Source organism: Pseudomonas sp. CH61 (genome assembly GCF_059429415.1).
On sequence record NZ_CM182098.1, the window covers coordinates 1,510,797 to 1,525,171 of the forward strand.

Consider the following 14,375-nt stretch of genomic DNA (forward strand, 5'->3'; position numbering starts at 1 on the left):
GGCCATGAAATCATCCTCGCCACAGGCGCAGAAGCAGCGCGGCATGGCCATTATCAGCGCCTTGCTGATTGCCGCCGTAGTTGCGGTGATTGCGGCTGGCATGCTCACCCGGCAGAGCGTCTTTACCCGTTCTCTTGAAGCGGAACAGTCCCGAGTGCAGGGCGCTGCGGCACTGTTGGCGGGGCTGGAGCTCAGTCGGCAACTGCTCAGGGACACGCGTCAACAGGACGCGCTGACCCGGCTCGATCAACCTTGGGCGCAGCCTGTCAAAAGCCATTTGTTGAATTCGCCGGGGGGCGGTTTCGAGGGGCGCATCGAGGATCAGCAGGGCAAGTTCAATTTGCGCAATTTACTCAGCAATGAGCGCGTCGATGGCGGACAGTTGCGCAGCTTCGAACGCCTCTGCGAAATGATCGGAATCGATGCTGCCCTCAGCCAGCGCATCAGTCAGCGAGTCATTGCCTCTTACCCGAGAATGCCCGACGTGCAAGCCGTCGGGCAAAGCATGGCGCAGACGGGTTTCGACGGCGTCCGTGCGACATCGCCGAGTGCGCGCCGAAGTCCCTTGCCGGCTACTCAGCCGATGTTGCGCAGCCTTGATGATTTACGTGGCCTCGAAGGCATGAACGAGGAGCTGCTTGGGCGTTTGAATCAGTATGTCAGCCTGATTCCGGCCAAGACCTGGGTCAACGGTAATACTGCCAGCGCCGAGGTATTGGTGGCGGTGGTGCCGGGTTTATCGCTGGCGCAGGCGAGGGCCGTGGTGGCGGAGCGCGATCGGGGCCAGTGGTTCATCAATCGCGGGGACTTCGTCAACCGTCTGCACTTGCCGCATCTGACCGTCGACGGACTGAACGTCGGCATCAGCAGCGATTGGTTTCTGCTGCGCGGACACGCGCGTCGTGACCAGCGCCGCGTCAGCCTGGATGCGTTGCTGCATCAACCCGCCGACGACCTGCCGAAAGTGGTCTGGTCGAGGCTCGGCGTATGACTCGCCTGCGCGTCGCCTTGCCGCCGCTGGCGGGTTTGACCTCAGACTCTGAGGTTGAATTTGCGCGCCTGGATCGGCACGACCAGGTCAGTCAGGTCGGTGTCAGTACGCTGTTGCTGATTGAGCAGGAGTCGCCGTTACAGCCCGTCGAGTTTTTTCTGCATCCGGCGGACAGCGTACTGACCAGTTTGCAGTTGCCACCGCTGGCGCCGGTGAAGATCGAGGCGGCGGTGAAGTGTGCCGCGCAGGCGCTGATTCTGGGTGGCACTGAACAGATGTACGTTGCACACAGTGCTCGTGAGGTCTCGGGGCAAGTGTCGCTGGCGTGGCTCGCGCAGGCATCTCTGGATCGTTTCGGGCTGTTATTGGCTCAGCACCGATTGAAGCTGCGAGGCCTTTACCCGGCACCTTATGCTTTGCCGGTGCCCGCGCAGGGGCAGGTCAGCGCGTGCGTGTTGGACGGGCAATTGCTGCTGCGCTTCAGCCGTGCGCAGGCTTCGGTAGAACCCTTGGCGCAGGAGCGTCTGGATGAACTCGTCACCAGTGGTCGCGGCTTGCAGTGGATCGGCGCGGATGCTCCTGCAACAGTCGTCGAACCACGACCTGCGGAGCAGCGCTGGTGTGGCGTTGCGCCGGGATGGGGGTTGCATGCAGGCATCGGCAAGGCTGCCGGACACACAATCGGTTGGGGCAGGGCAGCCTTCTGTTGTGCCTTGGCGATTGCGATCTGGGTGTCTGGGCTGAACCTTTACGCGGCCCGTGAAGTGACTCGGGGAGAGCAGCTCAAGGCGCAAATGAGCCAGCGGGTAAAGCAGGCTTTTCCAGAGTTACCGGTGATCCTCAATCCGTTGCAGCAGGCTCGCCAGCAACTGGCGGCTCGACACAATGGCGTGGCGGCCGACGCGAATCACGGGTTTGCCTACCTGGTGCAACACGCCGCGAGCGCGCTGCCGTTCATGGCGGGCAGCGTCCAGCGCATGACCTATGAGCAGGGGCGTTTGCAGTTGGAGTTGGCCGCCGACACTGCGCAGGCACCCGCCGATGGCGCATTGCCGGGAGCGCTGACGCAGGCCGGGTTGGTCGCCAGGCGCGAAGACAACGTGTGGATTTTCAGCCCGCAGATTGAGCCGGCAGCGGTTGAGGACGATGCCGTCATGGACAGCGACGATGAATAATCTACTGGCGATCTATCGGGCTCGCTGGCTGCTGCTGCGAGCACAGATTCATCGGCATTGGGCGCCGCTGACCTTGCGCGAAAAACGCCTGGTCGCGGGCACCGCATTGATGTTGGGGGGCGTGCTGATCTGGCTGCTGCTCGTCCAGCCACCGCTGAAAAAGATTGAGCATTGGCAGACCGAAACGCCGAAGTTGCGTGGCCAGGCCGAAGCGCTGGATCTGTTGTTGCGCGAGGTGGCGACAGCGCCCATCGGACAAAACTTCGAGCGGTCATTGCAGCAATCTCTCGATGGCAGCGGGCTGCTTGGTCACTACCAATTGCAGGCAATTGGCACCGCTTGGCAGTTGACGTTCGAGGATGCGCCCGCTGATGCCGTCATCAGTTGGCTGTTAATCCACCCCGTGCAGTTTTCACTTGAAGTGGTCGAGGCTCGTTTGCAGCGTGCAGACGCAGCCAAGGTCGACGATACGGCCGGCACTTTGTCAGGCACCGTTCGCATGGATCAGGCGCTGGGCGCTAAGGAAGCTTCATGAAGGGGTCAGGATCCAAACCGGCACGTCTGGCGTTGCCGATGCTGCTGATGGCGTTGAGCGCGTGCAGCAACACCACCACGCCGCAGAATCAGCCGCCGTTGCTGGTCGACAGTGAACTCGGGCGGCCGCTGGCCAACACCCAGCGTAGCGGCGATGCGGTGCTCGATCGCGAACGTGCGCAGGCTCAGGCGCGACCTGTGCCGAAGCCATTGCACAACATCACCAAGAGTGCGCGCAGTGGCGCGGCGGCGTCGGGCATTGCCTTGCCGAGTAATCCGTTGGGCGATCAACCGGTGACGCTGAATTTTGTCGACGCCGATATTCAAGCAGTGGTGCGGGCTCTGTCTCGTTCGACAGGCCAGCAGTTTCTCGTCGACCCTCGGGTCAAGGGTACGTTGACGCTGGTTTCAGAAGGTCAGGTACCGGCGCGGCAGGCGTACGACATGCTGCTGGCGGCGTTGCGCATGCAGGGTTTCAGTGTGGTTGATGTCGGCGGTGTCGCGCAGGTGGTGCCGGAGGCGGATGCGAAGTTGCTCGGCGGGCCGATTTACAGCGCCGACAAACCGGCCGGTAACGGCATGCTCACACGCACGTTTCGTTTGCAATATGAGAACGCGGTGAACCTGATTCCGGTGCTGCGGCCTATCGTTTCGCCGAACAATCCGATCAACGCCTATCCGGGCAACAACACCATCGTCATCACCGATTACGCCGAGAACCTGACCCGCGTTGCGCAGTTGATTGCGAGTATTGATTCGCCGAGTGCGATTGACACGGATGTGGTGCAAATTCAGAACGGCATCGCTGCCGACATTGCGCCGATGGTGGCGGATTTGCTCGATGCGCCGGGCAATGATCCGACGCAGAAAATCGCGGTGATTGGTGATCCGCGCTCCAACACCATCATCATTCGCGCTGGCAGCCCGGAGCGTACTGAGCTGGCGCGCAATTTGATTTACAAACTCGATAACGCGCAGAGCAATCCGAGCAATCTGCACGTGGTTTATCTGCGTAACGCGCAGGCGGCGAAACTGGCGCAGGCGCTGCGCGGTTTGCTGACGGGAGAGAGTGACAGCGGCACCAGTGACAGTGCGCGTTCGGTGCTCAGTGCGATGGGCGCAAGTACCGGCGGTAGTGCTGGGCAGAACGGCCAGAGCGGTACGCAAACCAGCGGCACGACATCGACCAGCAATAGCAGCGGCAGTACCGGTGGCAGTTACGCACAAGGCAGTGGCGGCACCAGTAGTAGCGGTAATCAGGCGAGCGAACAGAACGTCGCCTTCAGTGCCGGCGGCGTGACCATTCAGGCTGACGCGACTACCAACACCTTGCTGATTTCTGCGCCGGAGCCGCTGTATCGCAACCTGCGCGAAGTCATCGATCTGCTCGACCAGCGTCGTGCGCAAGTGGTGATCGAAAGCCTGATTGTCGAAGTCGGCGAGGACGATGCCAGCGAGTTCGGCGTGCAATGGCAGACCGGCAACCTCGGTGGCAACGGCGTGATCGGTGGCGCGAATCTCGGTGGTTCGGGGATCAACACCAACGGCAAGACCAGCATCGATGTACTGCCGCAAGGTTTGAATCTGGGCTACGTCAACGGCACCGTCGATATCCCCGGCATCGGCAAGATTCTCGATCTGAAAGTGCTGGCCCGCGCGTTGAAGAGCAAGGGCGGCACCAACGTGCTGTCGACGCCGAACCTGCTGACCCTGGACAACGAGGCGGCGAGTATTTTTGTCGGCCAGACCATTCCGTTTGTCAGCGGCAGTTATGTGACGGGCGGCGGGGGCACCAGCAACAACCCGTTCCAGACCGTGACCCGGGAAGAGGTCGGTTTGAAGCTCAACGTGCGCCCGCAGATTTCTGAGGGCGGTACGGTCAAGCTCGACATCTATCAGGAGGTCAGCAGCATTGATGAGCGGGCTTCGGCCAGTGCCAATTCGGCGGGAATTGTCACCAACAAACGGGCGATCGACACCAGTATTTTGCTCGACGACGGCCAGATCATGGTCCTTGGCGGGTTGCTGCAGGACGGCTACAGCCAGAGCAATGACGCGGTGCCGTGGCTGGGCAGCTTGCCGGGCATTGGCGCGTTGTTTCGCAACGAGCGTCGAGCGATTACCAAGACCAACCTGATGGTGTTCCTGCGCCCGTACATCATTCGCGACAGCGAAGCGGGGCGCAGCATTACTCTTAATCGCTATGACTTCATGCGCCGCGCGCAAGGCGGTTTGCAGCCTGAACGCAGCTGGGCGATGCCGGACATGCAGGCGCCGCAGTTGCCGACGGCGGCGCAGGGTGTGCCGGCGATTATGCCCGCCTCAGGGCCGCGCGCGACGATCAAAGCGGTGCCCATCCAATGAGTTCGCTGCCCTACGCCTGGGCCAAGGCGCAGCGCATTCTGTTGTGCGATGGCGTGTTGACGGTGTGCCCGTCGACGCCGGGCTGGTCGATCAGCGAGGCGCGGCGTCAGTTTGGTGCGACCACGATTCAGCGGGTGCGCGATGACGAGCTCGATGGCTTGCTCGCCAGTGCTTACGCCGACACCGGTAGTGCGGCGGCAGTGGTCGGCGCTGCAGAAAACGAAGTCGACCTCGACCGGCTGATGCAGGACATGCCGGAAATCACTGACCTGCTCGACACTCAGGACGGCGCGCCGGTGATCCGCATGATCAACGCACTGCTGACCCAAGCCGCGCGCGATGAGGCCAGCGACATTCACATCGAGCCGTTCGAAACCCATTCGGTGGTGCGCTATCGGGTCGACGGAACCCTGCGCGATGTGGTCTCGCCGCGCAAGGCGTTACACGGTGCGTTGGTGTCGCGGATCAAGATCATGGCCCAGCTCGACATCGCCGAAAAACGGCTGCCGCAGGACGGTCGCATCGCCTTACGGGTGGCCGGGCGGCCGATCGATATTCGTGTTTCCACGGTGCCAACCGGACATGGCGAGCGTGTGGTGATGCGCCTGCTCGACAAACAGGCCGGGCGTCTGCATCTGGAAACGCTGGGCATGGACGCGCAGGTGTTGGCCAAACTCGATCATCTGATCCGCCAGCCCCACGGCATCGTCCTGGTCACCGGCCCCACCGGCAGCGGTAAAACCACCAGCCTCTATGCGGCACTGGCCCGGCTCGATGCGAGCACCAGCAACATCCTCACCGTCGAAGATCCGGTGGAATACGACTTGCCGGGGATCAGCCAGATTCAGGTGAATGCCAAAATCGACATGACTTTTGCCCTGGCGCTGCGAGCGATCCTGCGTCAGGACCCGGACATCATCATGATCGGTGAAATCCGCGATCTGGAAACCGCACAAATCGCGGTGCAAGCATCGTTGACCGGTCACTTGGTGTTGGCGACGCTCCACACCAACGACGCGGTGTCGGCAGTCAACCGCTTGATCGACATGGGCGTCGAACCGTTTCTGCTGGCCTCGTCGATGCTCGGGGTGCTCGCACAACGACTGGTGCGGCGCCTGTGCAATCAGTGCAAGCAGGAAGACCCGGCGGCGCCGGGAACGTGGCGCCCGGTCGGTTGCCCAGCGTGCAATCAAACCGGCTACAGCGGCCGCACCGGCATTCACGAATTGTTCTGCATCGACGACGACATCCGCACCCTGATTCACCAAGGGGCTGGGGAGCAGGCTCTGCGCGCATCAGCCGCCAAGGCCGGGATGTTCAGCTTGCGTGAGGACGGTGAACGCTGGATCCGCAGCGGCGCCACCGCGCCCGAAGAAATCCTCCGTGTGACACGGGATGCCTGATGAATCGCTATCGTTTTGAAGCCGCCGACGCCACCGGCAAGATCGAATCCGGGCATCTTGAGGCGGACAGCCAGGCTGCCGCGTTCACAACATTACGTGGGCGCGGTTTGACCGCTTTATCGGTGCACAAAGAAAGCAACGTCGCCCAGCACGGCGGCGGTGGACTGTTCAGCGCCAAGCTCTCGGACAACGATCTGGCGTGGGCCACGCGGCAACTGGCGAGTCTGCTCGGCGCGAGTCTACCGCTGGAAGCGGCGCTGAGTGCCACGGTCGAGCAGGCTGAGAAAAAGCACATCGCCCACACGCTCAGCGCCGTGCGCGCCGATGTGCGCAGTGGTATGCGTCTGGCGGAATCATTGGCGGCGCGACCACGGGATTTTCCCGAGATCTATCGCGCGTTGATTGCGGCGGGTGAAGAATCCGGCGATCTGGCGCAAGTGATGGAGCGGCTGGCGGATTACATCGAGGAACGCAACAACCTGCGTGGCAAGATTCTCACCGCGTTTATTTATCCGGGCGTGGTTGGGTTGGTGTCGATTGGCATTGTTATTTTCCTGCTCAGTTACGTGGTGCCGCAGGTGGTGAGCGCGTTTTCCCAAGCGCGGCAGGACTTGCCGGGGCTGACGTTGGCGATGCTCAATGCGAGTGATTTCATCCGCAGTTGGGGCTGGATGTGCGCGGGGATCATGGTCGGCGCGTTCTGGAGCTGGCGTTTGTATCTGCGTAACCCGGCGGCGCGTTTGAGTTGGCATCATCGGGTGCTGAAGTTGCCGTTGTTCGGGCGTTTCATCCTCGGTCTGAACACCGCACGTTTCGCCTCGACGTTGGCGATTCTCGGCGGCGCCGGTGTGCCATTGTTACGCGCACTGGAGGCGGCGCGGCAGACGCTGTCCAATGACCGCTTGAGCCTGAGCGTCACTGAGGCCACGGCCAAGGTGCGCGAGGGCGTGAACCTGGCGGCAGCGTTGCGGGTGGAAAATGTGTTTCCTCCGGTGCTGATTCACCTGATCGCCAGCGGCGAAAAAACCGGTTCACTGCCACCGATGCTGGAGCGCGCAGCGCAAACCCTGTCGCGGGATATCGAGCGGCGGGCGATGGGCATGACCGCGCTGCTGGAGCCGCTGATGATCGTAGTCATGGGCGGGGTGGTGCTGGTGATTGTGATGGCGGTGTTGTTGCCGATCATTGAGATTAATCAACTGGTCCAGTAGCCGGTTTTGATGGTGTCTGATCGGGCCCCTTCGCGAGCAGGCTCGCTCCCACAGGGTTCTGTGTTGTGAGGTAAATGGCATTCGATCATTGCGAGCACTGAGTTGATCCAGTAGTGGTGTCTTTGATGTTTTGGTGGTGTTTGGGCCGGCCCCTTCGCGAGCAGGCTCGCTCCCACAGGGTTCTGTGGTGTGAGGTAAATGGCATTCGATCATTGCGAGCACTGAGTTGATCCAGTAGTGGTGTCTTTGATGTTTTGGTGGTGTTTGGGCCGGCCCCTTCGCGAGCAGGCTCGCTCCCACAGGTTTCTGTGGTGTGAAGGAAATTGCATTAACAACATCACTCCCTGTGGGAGCGAGCCTGCTCGCGAAGGGGCCAGTCAGGGCAATGAATAATCCAGATTTTCCCAGAACTCCAACTCCACCCCCGCACCAGCTTCAAGCAGACATGAAAAAGCCCTCGTCACCGAGGGCTTTTCATTGACACGGTTACATCGACCAATCAGATCTTGCCAGCGCCAGCCTTGGCCTTAACGTCGGCCGCGACTTTGTCTGCGTTCAGCGGGGTGTAGCTGTAAGGCGGGGTCCAGCCGATGTTGGTGCCCCACTTGCAGGTCAGCAAGGTGCCATTGAGCGTAGACCCCTGATCAAGGTAAGCGCTGCCACCGTAGTCGCCGGCGATTTTGTCGCAGCCGCTGATGCCGGAGATTTCGAAGGCATTTTTCTCGGAGAAAATCTTCGAGTTTTTGCCCACACCGTGCGCGTAGCTGAACGGGTAGACCTTATGGCTGGTGCTGCCCACGTGATAGTTGTTATACAGGTGCACCTGGCCGAAGCGAACGCGTGGTGCGCGTGCGGAGATGTTTTCGAACAGGGTGTTGTGGATCGTGACCTTGAGCTTGCCATCATCGGTGGTGCGGCTGTCGCTGGAACCGATCAGGTTGTTCTTCTCGTGCGATTTGAACGCCGAGTAGGAAATGGTCACGTAGTTGGCGCCGTTTTTCACGTCCAGTGCGCCGTCGTGGTGTTGCTTTGGACGACCGTTGGCGGTGCCGTTCTGGTCATCGGTGCGGCGGCCATCGGTGAAGGTGACATGGTCGACCCACACATTGTTGGCGCCTTCGATGGTCAGCCCGTCGTACTCGGAGTTCCAGTTGCCGGCGCTGCCGTCATTGGCGTCCCAGATCGGCTCGGGATCCCACGGGTTTTCGATGGTGATGTTGCGGATGATCACATCGTTTTCCTTGGCATAGAAGAAACCTTCGCGGATCTCTGCCGTGCTGCTCGTACCGACGATGGTCGTCTTGCCCGGGATATCCAGACGACCGCGCTTTTTCATATCAGCGGTCGTCGTATAAGCTTTGCCTTCGCTGATGTCGATCGGCCCGGTAATCTTGATGATGCGACCGTTGGTGCCGACCGAAGCGCTGAGTGCGGTCTTCAGTTCGGCAGCGTTCTTCACGGTGTAGATGTTGTTGGCTGCCGCTCTGGAGCCACCCTTGGTGCCACCGTTTTGCGTGGCCCAGCCAGTCGTTGCAACATCCAGCCAGATATCGGCCGCTTGTGCGGGCAGGCTGGAAAACAGCAGGCTGCCGACGATGGCGCTGGCCAGTTTGCAGGCCGTGAAGGTTGTTGGTTTTGTCATGAGTAATCAGATCCTTGATTAACTTGAGTGTTTTACACGCGATGTCTCCACGTGTTTCTCGAGCGGACGTCCTTATCGCCAGTGCAGCGAATCGAACGTCCGCTGCATGAGAAATCCTATCATTGAACTGGTGCGTTGTCGTACAACTGAATGGGCTATGATGCGTAATTATTCGAAAATTCGAGATTTTTGTTGCTGATGGACAGATCCAACGCCACACCCAATGTTCGTCGCCGGCATCGCAGCCTGGCGGAGGACCTGGTCACCGAGCTGTCCCGACGCATTTGCAGTGGCGAACTCGCACGCGCGACGAAGCTGCCGACTGAATCTCAGGTCATGGCCGAGCACGGCGTCAGTCGCACAGTGGTGCGCGAGGCGATATCGCGTCTGCAGGCAGCGGGCCTGGTGGAGACCCGTCACGGTATCGGCACCTTTGTTCAGGACATTCCCAGCCCAAGCGGTTTTCGCATTGATCCGGACAGCATCGTCACGCTTCAGGATGTCTTGGCGGTGCTTGAGTTGCGCATCACCCTTGAGGTCGAGGCCGCCGGCCTGGCGTGTGCGCGGCGTACCGATGAGCAGCTGCAACTGATGCGTGATTCGCTGGACGCCATCAACTCCCGAGCCGTCAGCGTCGACTACGCCGTGTCGGCGGATTTCCAGTTCCACCAGCAAATTGCGCTGGCCACCGGCAACCGCTATTTCACCGACATCATGCTGCACCTGGGCGCGAACATTCTGCCGCGCACACGCCTGCATTCCAAACGCCTGGAAAATGACCGCAAGGAGCCCTATCTGGAGCGCCTCAGTCGCGAGCATGAAGACATTTACATTGCGATTGTCCGGCGTGATTCCGACGCCGCGCGCGCAGCCATGCGTTTGCATCTGTCCAACAGCCGCGAGCGTCTGCGCCGTGCCTACGAAGCTGCAGACGCGGCGGCGTTGAACGTCTGAAGCCTCAGGCGCGGGCCTTGGGTTCGGGCAGGCCTTGAACGCCCGGGTTGAGGGCAAAGACTCCGCCCGCCAGTGGCTGATCGGCGAGGTCGATGCCTTGCGGGCGAATCGAGGTGACAAACAGGGTGTCGAGCCGAGGGCCGCCAAAGGCACACATCGTCGGTTTCTTTACCGGTACCGGCAGCGCGCGATCCAGTTTCCCCTGCGGGGTAAAGCGCAGCACCAGGCCGGCATCAATCGCGCAGATCCAGTAAAAGCCGTGTGAATCGACGGCGGCACCGTCCGGTCGACCGGGGTGGTCGTTCATGTCGACGAACACGCGGCGGTTGTGCGGCGTGCCGCTGTCGATGTCGTAATCGAAGGCCCAGATCAGTTGCCGGCTCGGGTGCGAGTCGGACAGGTACAGGGTGCGCCCGTCGGGACTGAACGCCAGGCCGTTGGGCACCACGAGTTCCTCCAGTTGCGGCGCCAGAACCGATGCATCATTCGGCTTTTGCGCGTCGTAGCGATACAGCGCGCCGACCGCCTCGGCACCCATGGCGGTTGGCATCGAACTGGCCCAGAAGCGTCCCTGACGATCGCAGCGACCATCATTGAAACGCATGCGCGGGCGGGCGTGCTCGACGCCGATGAGCTTTTCCGCAGCCAGACGTCCGTCAGCCTGCGGGCGCAGTTTGAACAGGCCACTTTCCTGCGCGCCCAACCAATGTCCCGCTTCGCTGCGGGCGATACAGGCGAGCATTTCATCCGCCTGCCAGCAGTCGGTCTGGCCGTCGAGTTGCCAGCGATGCAAGCGGCCGGCCGGAATATCCACCCAATACAAGGCATTTTCGTCGGCTTGCCAGACCGGGCTTTCACCGGTGGCGTTGCGCGCATCGACAATCAGTTCGGCCGTCATGAGCGCGCCTGCGCCGGCGTTTCAAACGGACCTGCTGCGGTAAAGGCGCCGCCCTGATACAAGCGGTCCGGGTGGTCGGCAGCGAGTGCCGGTTGTTGTTCGACCTTTGCGCGAAAGGCTTCGGAACTGTCCTGAGGCGCAAAGCCCAGGTGCGCGGCGTGGCGGTTGCTCCACCACTGATCACGGTTGGCGGACACCCCGTACACCACGCTGTGCCCGACATCGCTGGCCAGCAGTGCGCGGGCGATCAGGTGCTGCAGATCCGTATAGCTCAGCCAGGTCGCCAGCATGCGCAAGTTGCGCGGTTCGGGGAATGAGGAACCGATGCGCAGGCTCACTGTTTCGATGCCATAGCGGTGGAAATAGAACGTTGCCAAGTCCTCGCCGTAAGCCTTCGACAAACCGTAATAACCGTCCGGGCGACGCGGCGAATGGGCGTCGATCTGTTCGTCCTGCGGGTAGAAACCGGTGACGTGGTTGGAGCTGGCGAAGACGATGCGCTTGACCCCGTGCAGACGCGCGGCCTCATAAACGTGAAAGGTGCCGCGAATATTCGCCTCGAGGATTTCTTCGAAGGATCGCTCCACCGAGATCCCGCCCAAATGCACGATGGCATCGACGCCCTCGACCAGCGCGGCGACAGCGGCCTTGTCGCTCAGATTGCAGTTGATCACTTCGTCCTGCGCGCCGCGGCTCGGCGTCATCGCACTGATGTCCGAGGCGCGGACGATGTCGGCGTGAACCTGCAGGGTTTCGCGCAAAATCTGGCCGAGCCCACCGGCGGCGCCGGTCAGCAGAATACGGTTGAAGGGTTTGGCTTGCGTAGCGTGTGTGGTCATGCTCGGGTCTTCCATTACGCGGTGGTGAAAGGGGATGGGCGGCGGGTGTCTGCCCGACAAGCGATGCGCGCTCGCCAGGCAAAACCAGTGCGCGGCTTACATGAAGTTGTACTGCACGCCCAGGCGCCAGCGAGCCTGGCGGTCGGGTGAGGTGGAGTCGACTTTGATGTCGCCGATTTCCATGAAGGGCGCCCATTGTTTGGTGAGCTTGTATTTGACGATCAGGTTCTGTTCGTAGTCGTTCTTCTTGTTGTCGTAGCGGATGTAGTCGGTCTTGAAATAGATGAACTGATATTCGTAAGCCCACTTGTTGGCTGGCGTGTAGCCGAGCCAGCCTTCGAAGCGGTGGGTGGTCTGGTCATCCTTGTAGTGATCGGGCATGTCTTTGTTGACCTGATCGCGATCGAGTTTGCGCAGGTCCAGGCGATAGCGCGTCGCTACGTAGAAGGCGTCGTCGATTTTGTAGTTGTACTTGAGGCCGAACTTGTAGGCGGTCGCATCCTTCGAGCTGTCCATCTGAAACGCCGGGGTCAGCGTCGACTGCGCGCTGAGCTTGTAGTTGTAGCTCACCGTGAACTCATGGCCGTTGTTGACCATGTTGTCGTAGGCGACATCTTTGCGGTCACCGGCCGTGCGGTATTTCATCTCCGCCTCAAACCCCAGCCCACTGTCCAGGCGGTAGTTGAGCTTGATTCGGTCGGCGTGGGCGCTGTCCTCCTCGGTGTACTGGTGGCGGTAGTTGAGGCTGGCAGAGTCAGCGTTGACAGCGAAGGGCAGGCCGAGGGCCGCGACAGTGACGAGCGTGCGTAGGGTGGTGTTCATACGGTCTTCTTTTTTGTTTTTGTTAGGGTCGTTTGACGAGTACTACAGGCACCGCGATGTTGCGTATGGCTCTCATTTGAGGCGCAGATATAAGTTATCGTACGACAAGATGACTCGTCTACGTGATTTTGCTGGTTTAGAAACATATTGATACATATATGCCCTATGAATAGGGGTCTAAAGCAAGTCCTGTTATTCCGTAGTCATCTTTAAATATGGCGCTTTGCTGGACGTTTAGCCGCAAATACTTCGATTCGAAGAGGTGTTATTGGGTCTTTTCAAGTGTTGTACGATGACCTATGATCGGTCGCAACCGACGACACTCCTGTCACAAATCCAATAAGAAGGCTCAAGACGTCCATGAGAATCACAGCAGTCAACGTCCAGGTTTTTTCCTATCCCACCCGCCGCGCAGTCGACAGCGCCGGTCATGCTCATCCCGGCGATGTCAGTCAGGCGCAAATGGCGTTGCTGCGCATCCAGACCGAAGACGGCAAGGAGGGTTACGCCCTCGGTGCGCCGGAGCTGATTCGTCCTTATGTGCTGGACGGTTTTGTGCGCAAGGTGCTGGTCGGGCAGAACGCCTTTGATCGCGAAAAGATCTGGCATGACCTGGCCCATTGGCAGCGTGGCAGCGCCAGCCAGTTGACTGATCGCGCGCTGGCGTTGGTCGAGCAGGCGTTGTGGGACTGGGCGGGGCGCAAGCTCGGCGTGCCGGTGCACAAGTTGATCGGCGGTTTTCGCGACAAGGTGCCGGCGTACGGCTCAACCATGTGCGGCGATGAATTGCCGGAGGGCCTGGCGACGCCGGAAGACTACGGACGCTTTGCCGAAACGCTGGTCAAGCGCGGCTACAAGGCGATCAAGTTGCACACCTGGATGCCGCCGGTCTCGTTCGCGCCGAGCCCGCGCATTGACGTCAAAGCCTGCGCGGCGGTGCGCGAAGCGGTGGGCCCGGACATTGCCTTGATGCTCGACGGTTATCACTGGTACAGCCGCACCGAAGCGCTGTACATCGGACGCGAACTGGAAAAACTCGACTTCGCCTGGTTCGAAGAACCGATGATGGAAGAGTCCGCCGAATCCTATGCCTGGCTGGCGGGGCAACTGGACATTCCGGTACTCGGCCCGGAAACCCTGTCCGGCAAACACCTGAGCCGGGCCAGTTGGGTCAAGCACGACGTTTGCGACATCCTGCGTGCCGGGGTTGCCGGGGTCGGCGGGATCGGGCCTTGCCTGAAAGTCGCACACATGGCCGAGTCGTTTGGCATGGACTGCGAAATTCACGGCAACGGCGCAGCCAACCTGACGGTGGTTGGCGCGATCAAGAACTGCACCTGGTACGAGCGCGGCTTGCTGCACCCGTACCTGGATTACGACGAGGTGCCGGCGTACCTCAAGCGCCTGGTCGACCCGATGGACAGCGACGGTTTTGTGCATTTGTCCGACCTGCCGGGTCTGGGCGAAGACATCGACTTCAACTTCATCGAGATGAACACGCTTAAAAGCTTCTGACGTGTACGCGGGCTGCCCGGTGCATGC

At 60.8% G+C, this 14,375-nt stretch carries 12 protein-coding genes; 8 read left to right on the forward strand and 4 right to left on the reverse strand.

Annotated elements, in window-relative coordinates:
- The first annotated feature begins 4 nt into the window (after positions 1 to 4).
- Genes gspK through gspF form a run of 6 tightly spaced genes read left to right on the forward strand, consistent with a single transcriptional unit; the run spans position 5 to position 7,678 of the window.
- Complete coding sequence (gene gspK, locus AC5SEM_RS06765; RefSeq protein ID WP_495472438.1) at positions 5 to 991, forward strand: type II secretion system minor pseudopilin GspK; 987 nt, start codon at positions 5 to 7, stop codon at positions 989 to 991.
- Positions 988 to 2,166, forward strand: a complete 1,179-nt coding sequence (gspL, locus tag AC5SEM_RS06770) for a type II secretion system protein GspL (RefSeq protein ID WP_123592867.1) — start codon at positions 988 to 990, stop codon at positions 2,164 to 2,166. The genes gspK and gspL overlap by 4 nt, the downstream gene beginning before the upstream one ends.
- A complete protein-coding gene (locus AC5SEM_RS06775) occupies positions 2,159 to 2,701 on the forward strand; it encodes a type II secretion system protein M (protein ID WP_495472439.1) in 543 nt (180 codons plus the stop codon). The genes gspL and AC5SEM_RS06775 overlap by 8 nt, the downstream gene beginning before the upstream one ends.
- Positions 2,698 to 5,064 (forward strand): type II secretion system secretin GspD, encoded by a 2,367-nt coding sequence (gspD, locus tag AC5SEM_RS06780; RefSeq protein WP_495472440.1) that lies wholly within the window; start codon positions 2,698 to 2,700, stop codon positions 5,062 to 5,064. The genes AC5SEM_RS06775 and gspD overlap by 4 nt, the downstream gene beginning before the upstream one ends.
- Complete coding sequence (gspE, locus tag AC5SEM_RS06785) at positions 5,061 to 6,467, forward strand: type II secretion system ATPase GspE (protein ID WP_495472441.1); 1,407 nt, start codon at positions 5,061 to 5,063, stop codon at positions 6,465 to 6,467. Before gspD ends, gspE begins: the two co-directional genes overlap by 4 nt.
- Positions 6,467 to 7,678, forward strand: a complete 1,212-nt coding sequence (gene gspF, locus AC5SEM_RS06790) for a type II secretion system inner membrane protein GspF (RefSeq protein ID WP_495472442.1) — start codon at positions 6,467 to 6,469, stop codon at positions 7,676 to 7,678. The genes gspE and gspF overlap by 1 nt, the downstream gene beginning before the upstream one ends.
- A gap of 499 nt (positions 7,679 to 8,177) precedes the next feature.
- On the opposite strand, the gene AC5SEM_RS06795 is transcribed toward gspF, so the two are convergent.
- A complete protein-coding gene (locus AC5SEM_RS06795; protein ID WP_495472443.1) occupies positions 8,178 to 9,320 on the reverse strand; it encodes a pectate lyase family protein in 1,143 nt (380 codons plus the stop codon).
- A 198-nt stretch (positions 9,321 to 9,518) separates the two neighbouring features.
- On the opposite strand from AC5SEM_RS06795, the gene AC5SEM_RS06800 reads away from it, so the two are divergent.
- Positions 9,519 to 10,274: a FadR/GntR family transcriptional regulator gene (locus AC5SEM_RS06800; RefSeq protein WP_038364752.1), complete on the forward strand. Its 756-nt coding sequence runs from the start codon at positions 9,519 to 9,521 to the stop codon at positions 10,272 to 10,274.
- A 4-nt stretch (positions 10,275 to 10,278) separates the two neighbouring features.
- Here the strand turns inward: AC5SEM_RS06800 and AC5SEM_RS06805 are convergent, their stop codons facing one another.
- The 3 genes from AC5SEM_RS06805 to AC5SEM_RS06815 form a co-directional block, all read right to left on the reverse strand.
- Positions 10,279 to 11,172 carry an SMP-30/gluconolactonase/LRE family protein gene (locus AC5SEM_RS06805; RefSeq protein WP_495472444.1) on the reverse strand — a complete coding sequence of 298 codons (894 nt, stop codon included), beginning with the start codon at positions 11,170 to 11,172 and terminating at the stop codon, positions 10,279 to 10,281.
- The gene (locus AC5SEM_RS06810) at positions 11,169 to 12,011 is read right to left on the reverse strand and encodes an NAD-dependent epimerase/dehydratase family protein (RefSeq protein ID WP_495472445.1); all 843 of its coding nucleotides are present in this window, start codon (positions 12,009 to 12,011) and stop codon (positions 11,169 to 11,171) included. Before AC5SEM_RS06810 ends, AC5SEM_RS06805 begins: the two co-directional genes overlap by 4 nt.
- 96 nt (positions 12,012 to 12,107) lie before the next feature.
- A complete protein-coding gene (locus AC5SEM_RS06815; RefSeq protein ID WP_368967306.1) occupies positions 12,108 to 12,833 on the reverse strand; it encodes an oligogalacturonate-specific porin KdgM family protein in 726 nt (241 codons plus the stop codon).
- Positions 12,834 to 13,193: 360 nt separating this feature from the next.
- Between AC5SEM_RS06815 and AC5SEM_RS06820 the strand changes: the two genes are divergently transcribed.
- Positions 13,194 to 14,348, forward strand: a complete 1,155-nt coding sequence (locus AC5SEM_RS06820; RefSeq protein WP_008079679.1) for a mandelate racemase family protein — start codon at positions 13,194 to 13,196, stop codon at positions 14,346 to 14,348.
- The last annotated feature ends 27 nt before the right edge of the window (positions 14,349 to 14,375 follow it).

Excerpts from the sequence above, each read along its gene's own strand:
- gspK (WP_495472438.1), top strand. The coding sequence starts at position 5 with ATGAAATCATCCTCGCCACAGGCGCAGAAGCAGCGCGGCATGGCCATT.
- AC5SEM_RS06805 (WP_495472444.1), bottom strand. The coding sequence starts at position 11,172 with ATGACGGCCGAACTGATTGTCGATGCGCGCAACGCCACCGGTGAAAGC.
- gspL (WP_123592867.1), top strand. The coding sequence starts at position 988 with ATGACTCGCCTGCGCGTCGCCTTGCCGCCGCTGGCGGGTTTGACCTCA.
- gspD (WP_495472440.1), top strand. The coding sequence starts at position 2,698 with ATGAAGGGGTCAGGATCCAAACCGGCACGTCTGGCGTTGCCGATGCTG.
- AC5SEM_RS06775 (WP_495472439.1), top strand. The coding sequence starts at position 2,159 with ATGAATAATCTACTGGCGATCTATCGGGCTCGCTGGCTGCTGCTGCGA.
- AC5SEM_RS06795 (WP_495472443.1), bottom strand. The coding sequence starts at position 9,320 with ATGACAAAACCAACAACCTTCACGGCCTGCAAACTGGCCAGCGCCATC.
- AC5SEM_RS06815 (WP_368967306.1), bottom strand. The coding sequence starts at position 12,833 with ATGAACACCACCCTACGCACGCTCGTCACTGTCGCGGCCCTCGGCCTG.
- gspE (WP_495472441.1), top strand. The coding sequence starts at position 5,061 with ATGAGTTCGCTGCCCTACGCCTGGGCCAAGGCGCAGCGCATTCTGTTG.
- gspF (WP_495472442.1), top strand. The coding sequence starts at position 6,467 with ATGAATCGCTATCGTTTTGAAGCCGCCGACGCCACCGGCAAGATCGAA.
- AC5SEM_RS06800 (WP_038364752.1), top strand. The coding sequence starts at position 9,519 with ATGGACAGATCCAACGCCACACCCAATGTTCGTCGCCGGCATCGCAGC.
- AC5SEM_RS06810 (WP_495472445.1), bottom strand. The coding sequence starts at position 12,011 with ATGACCACACACGCTACGCAAGCCAAACCCTTCAACCGTATTCTGCTG.
- AC5SEM_RS06820 (WP_008079679.1), top strand. The coding sequence starts at position 13,194 with ATGAGAATCACAGCAGTCAACGTCCAGGTTTTTTCCTATCCCACCCGC.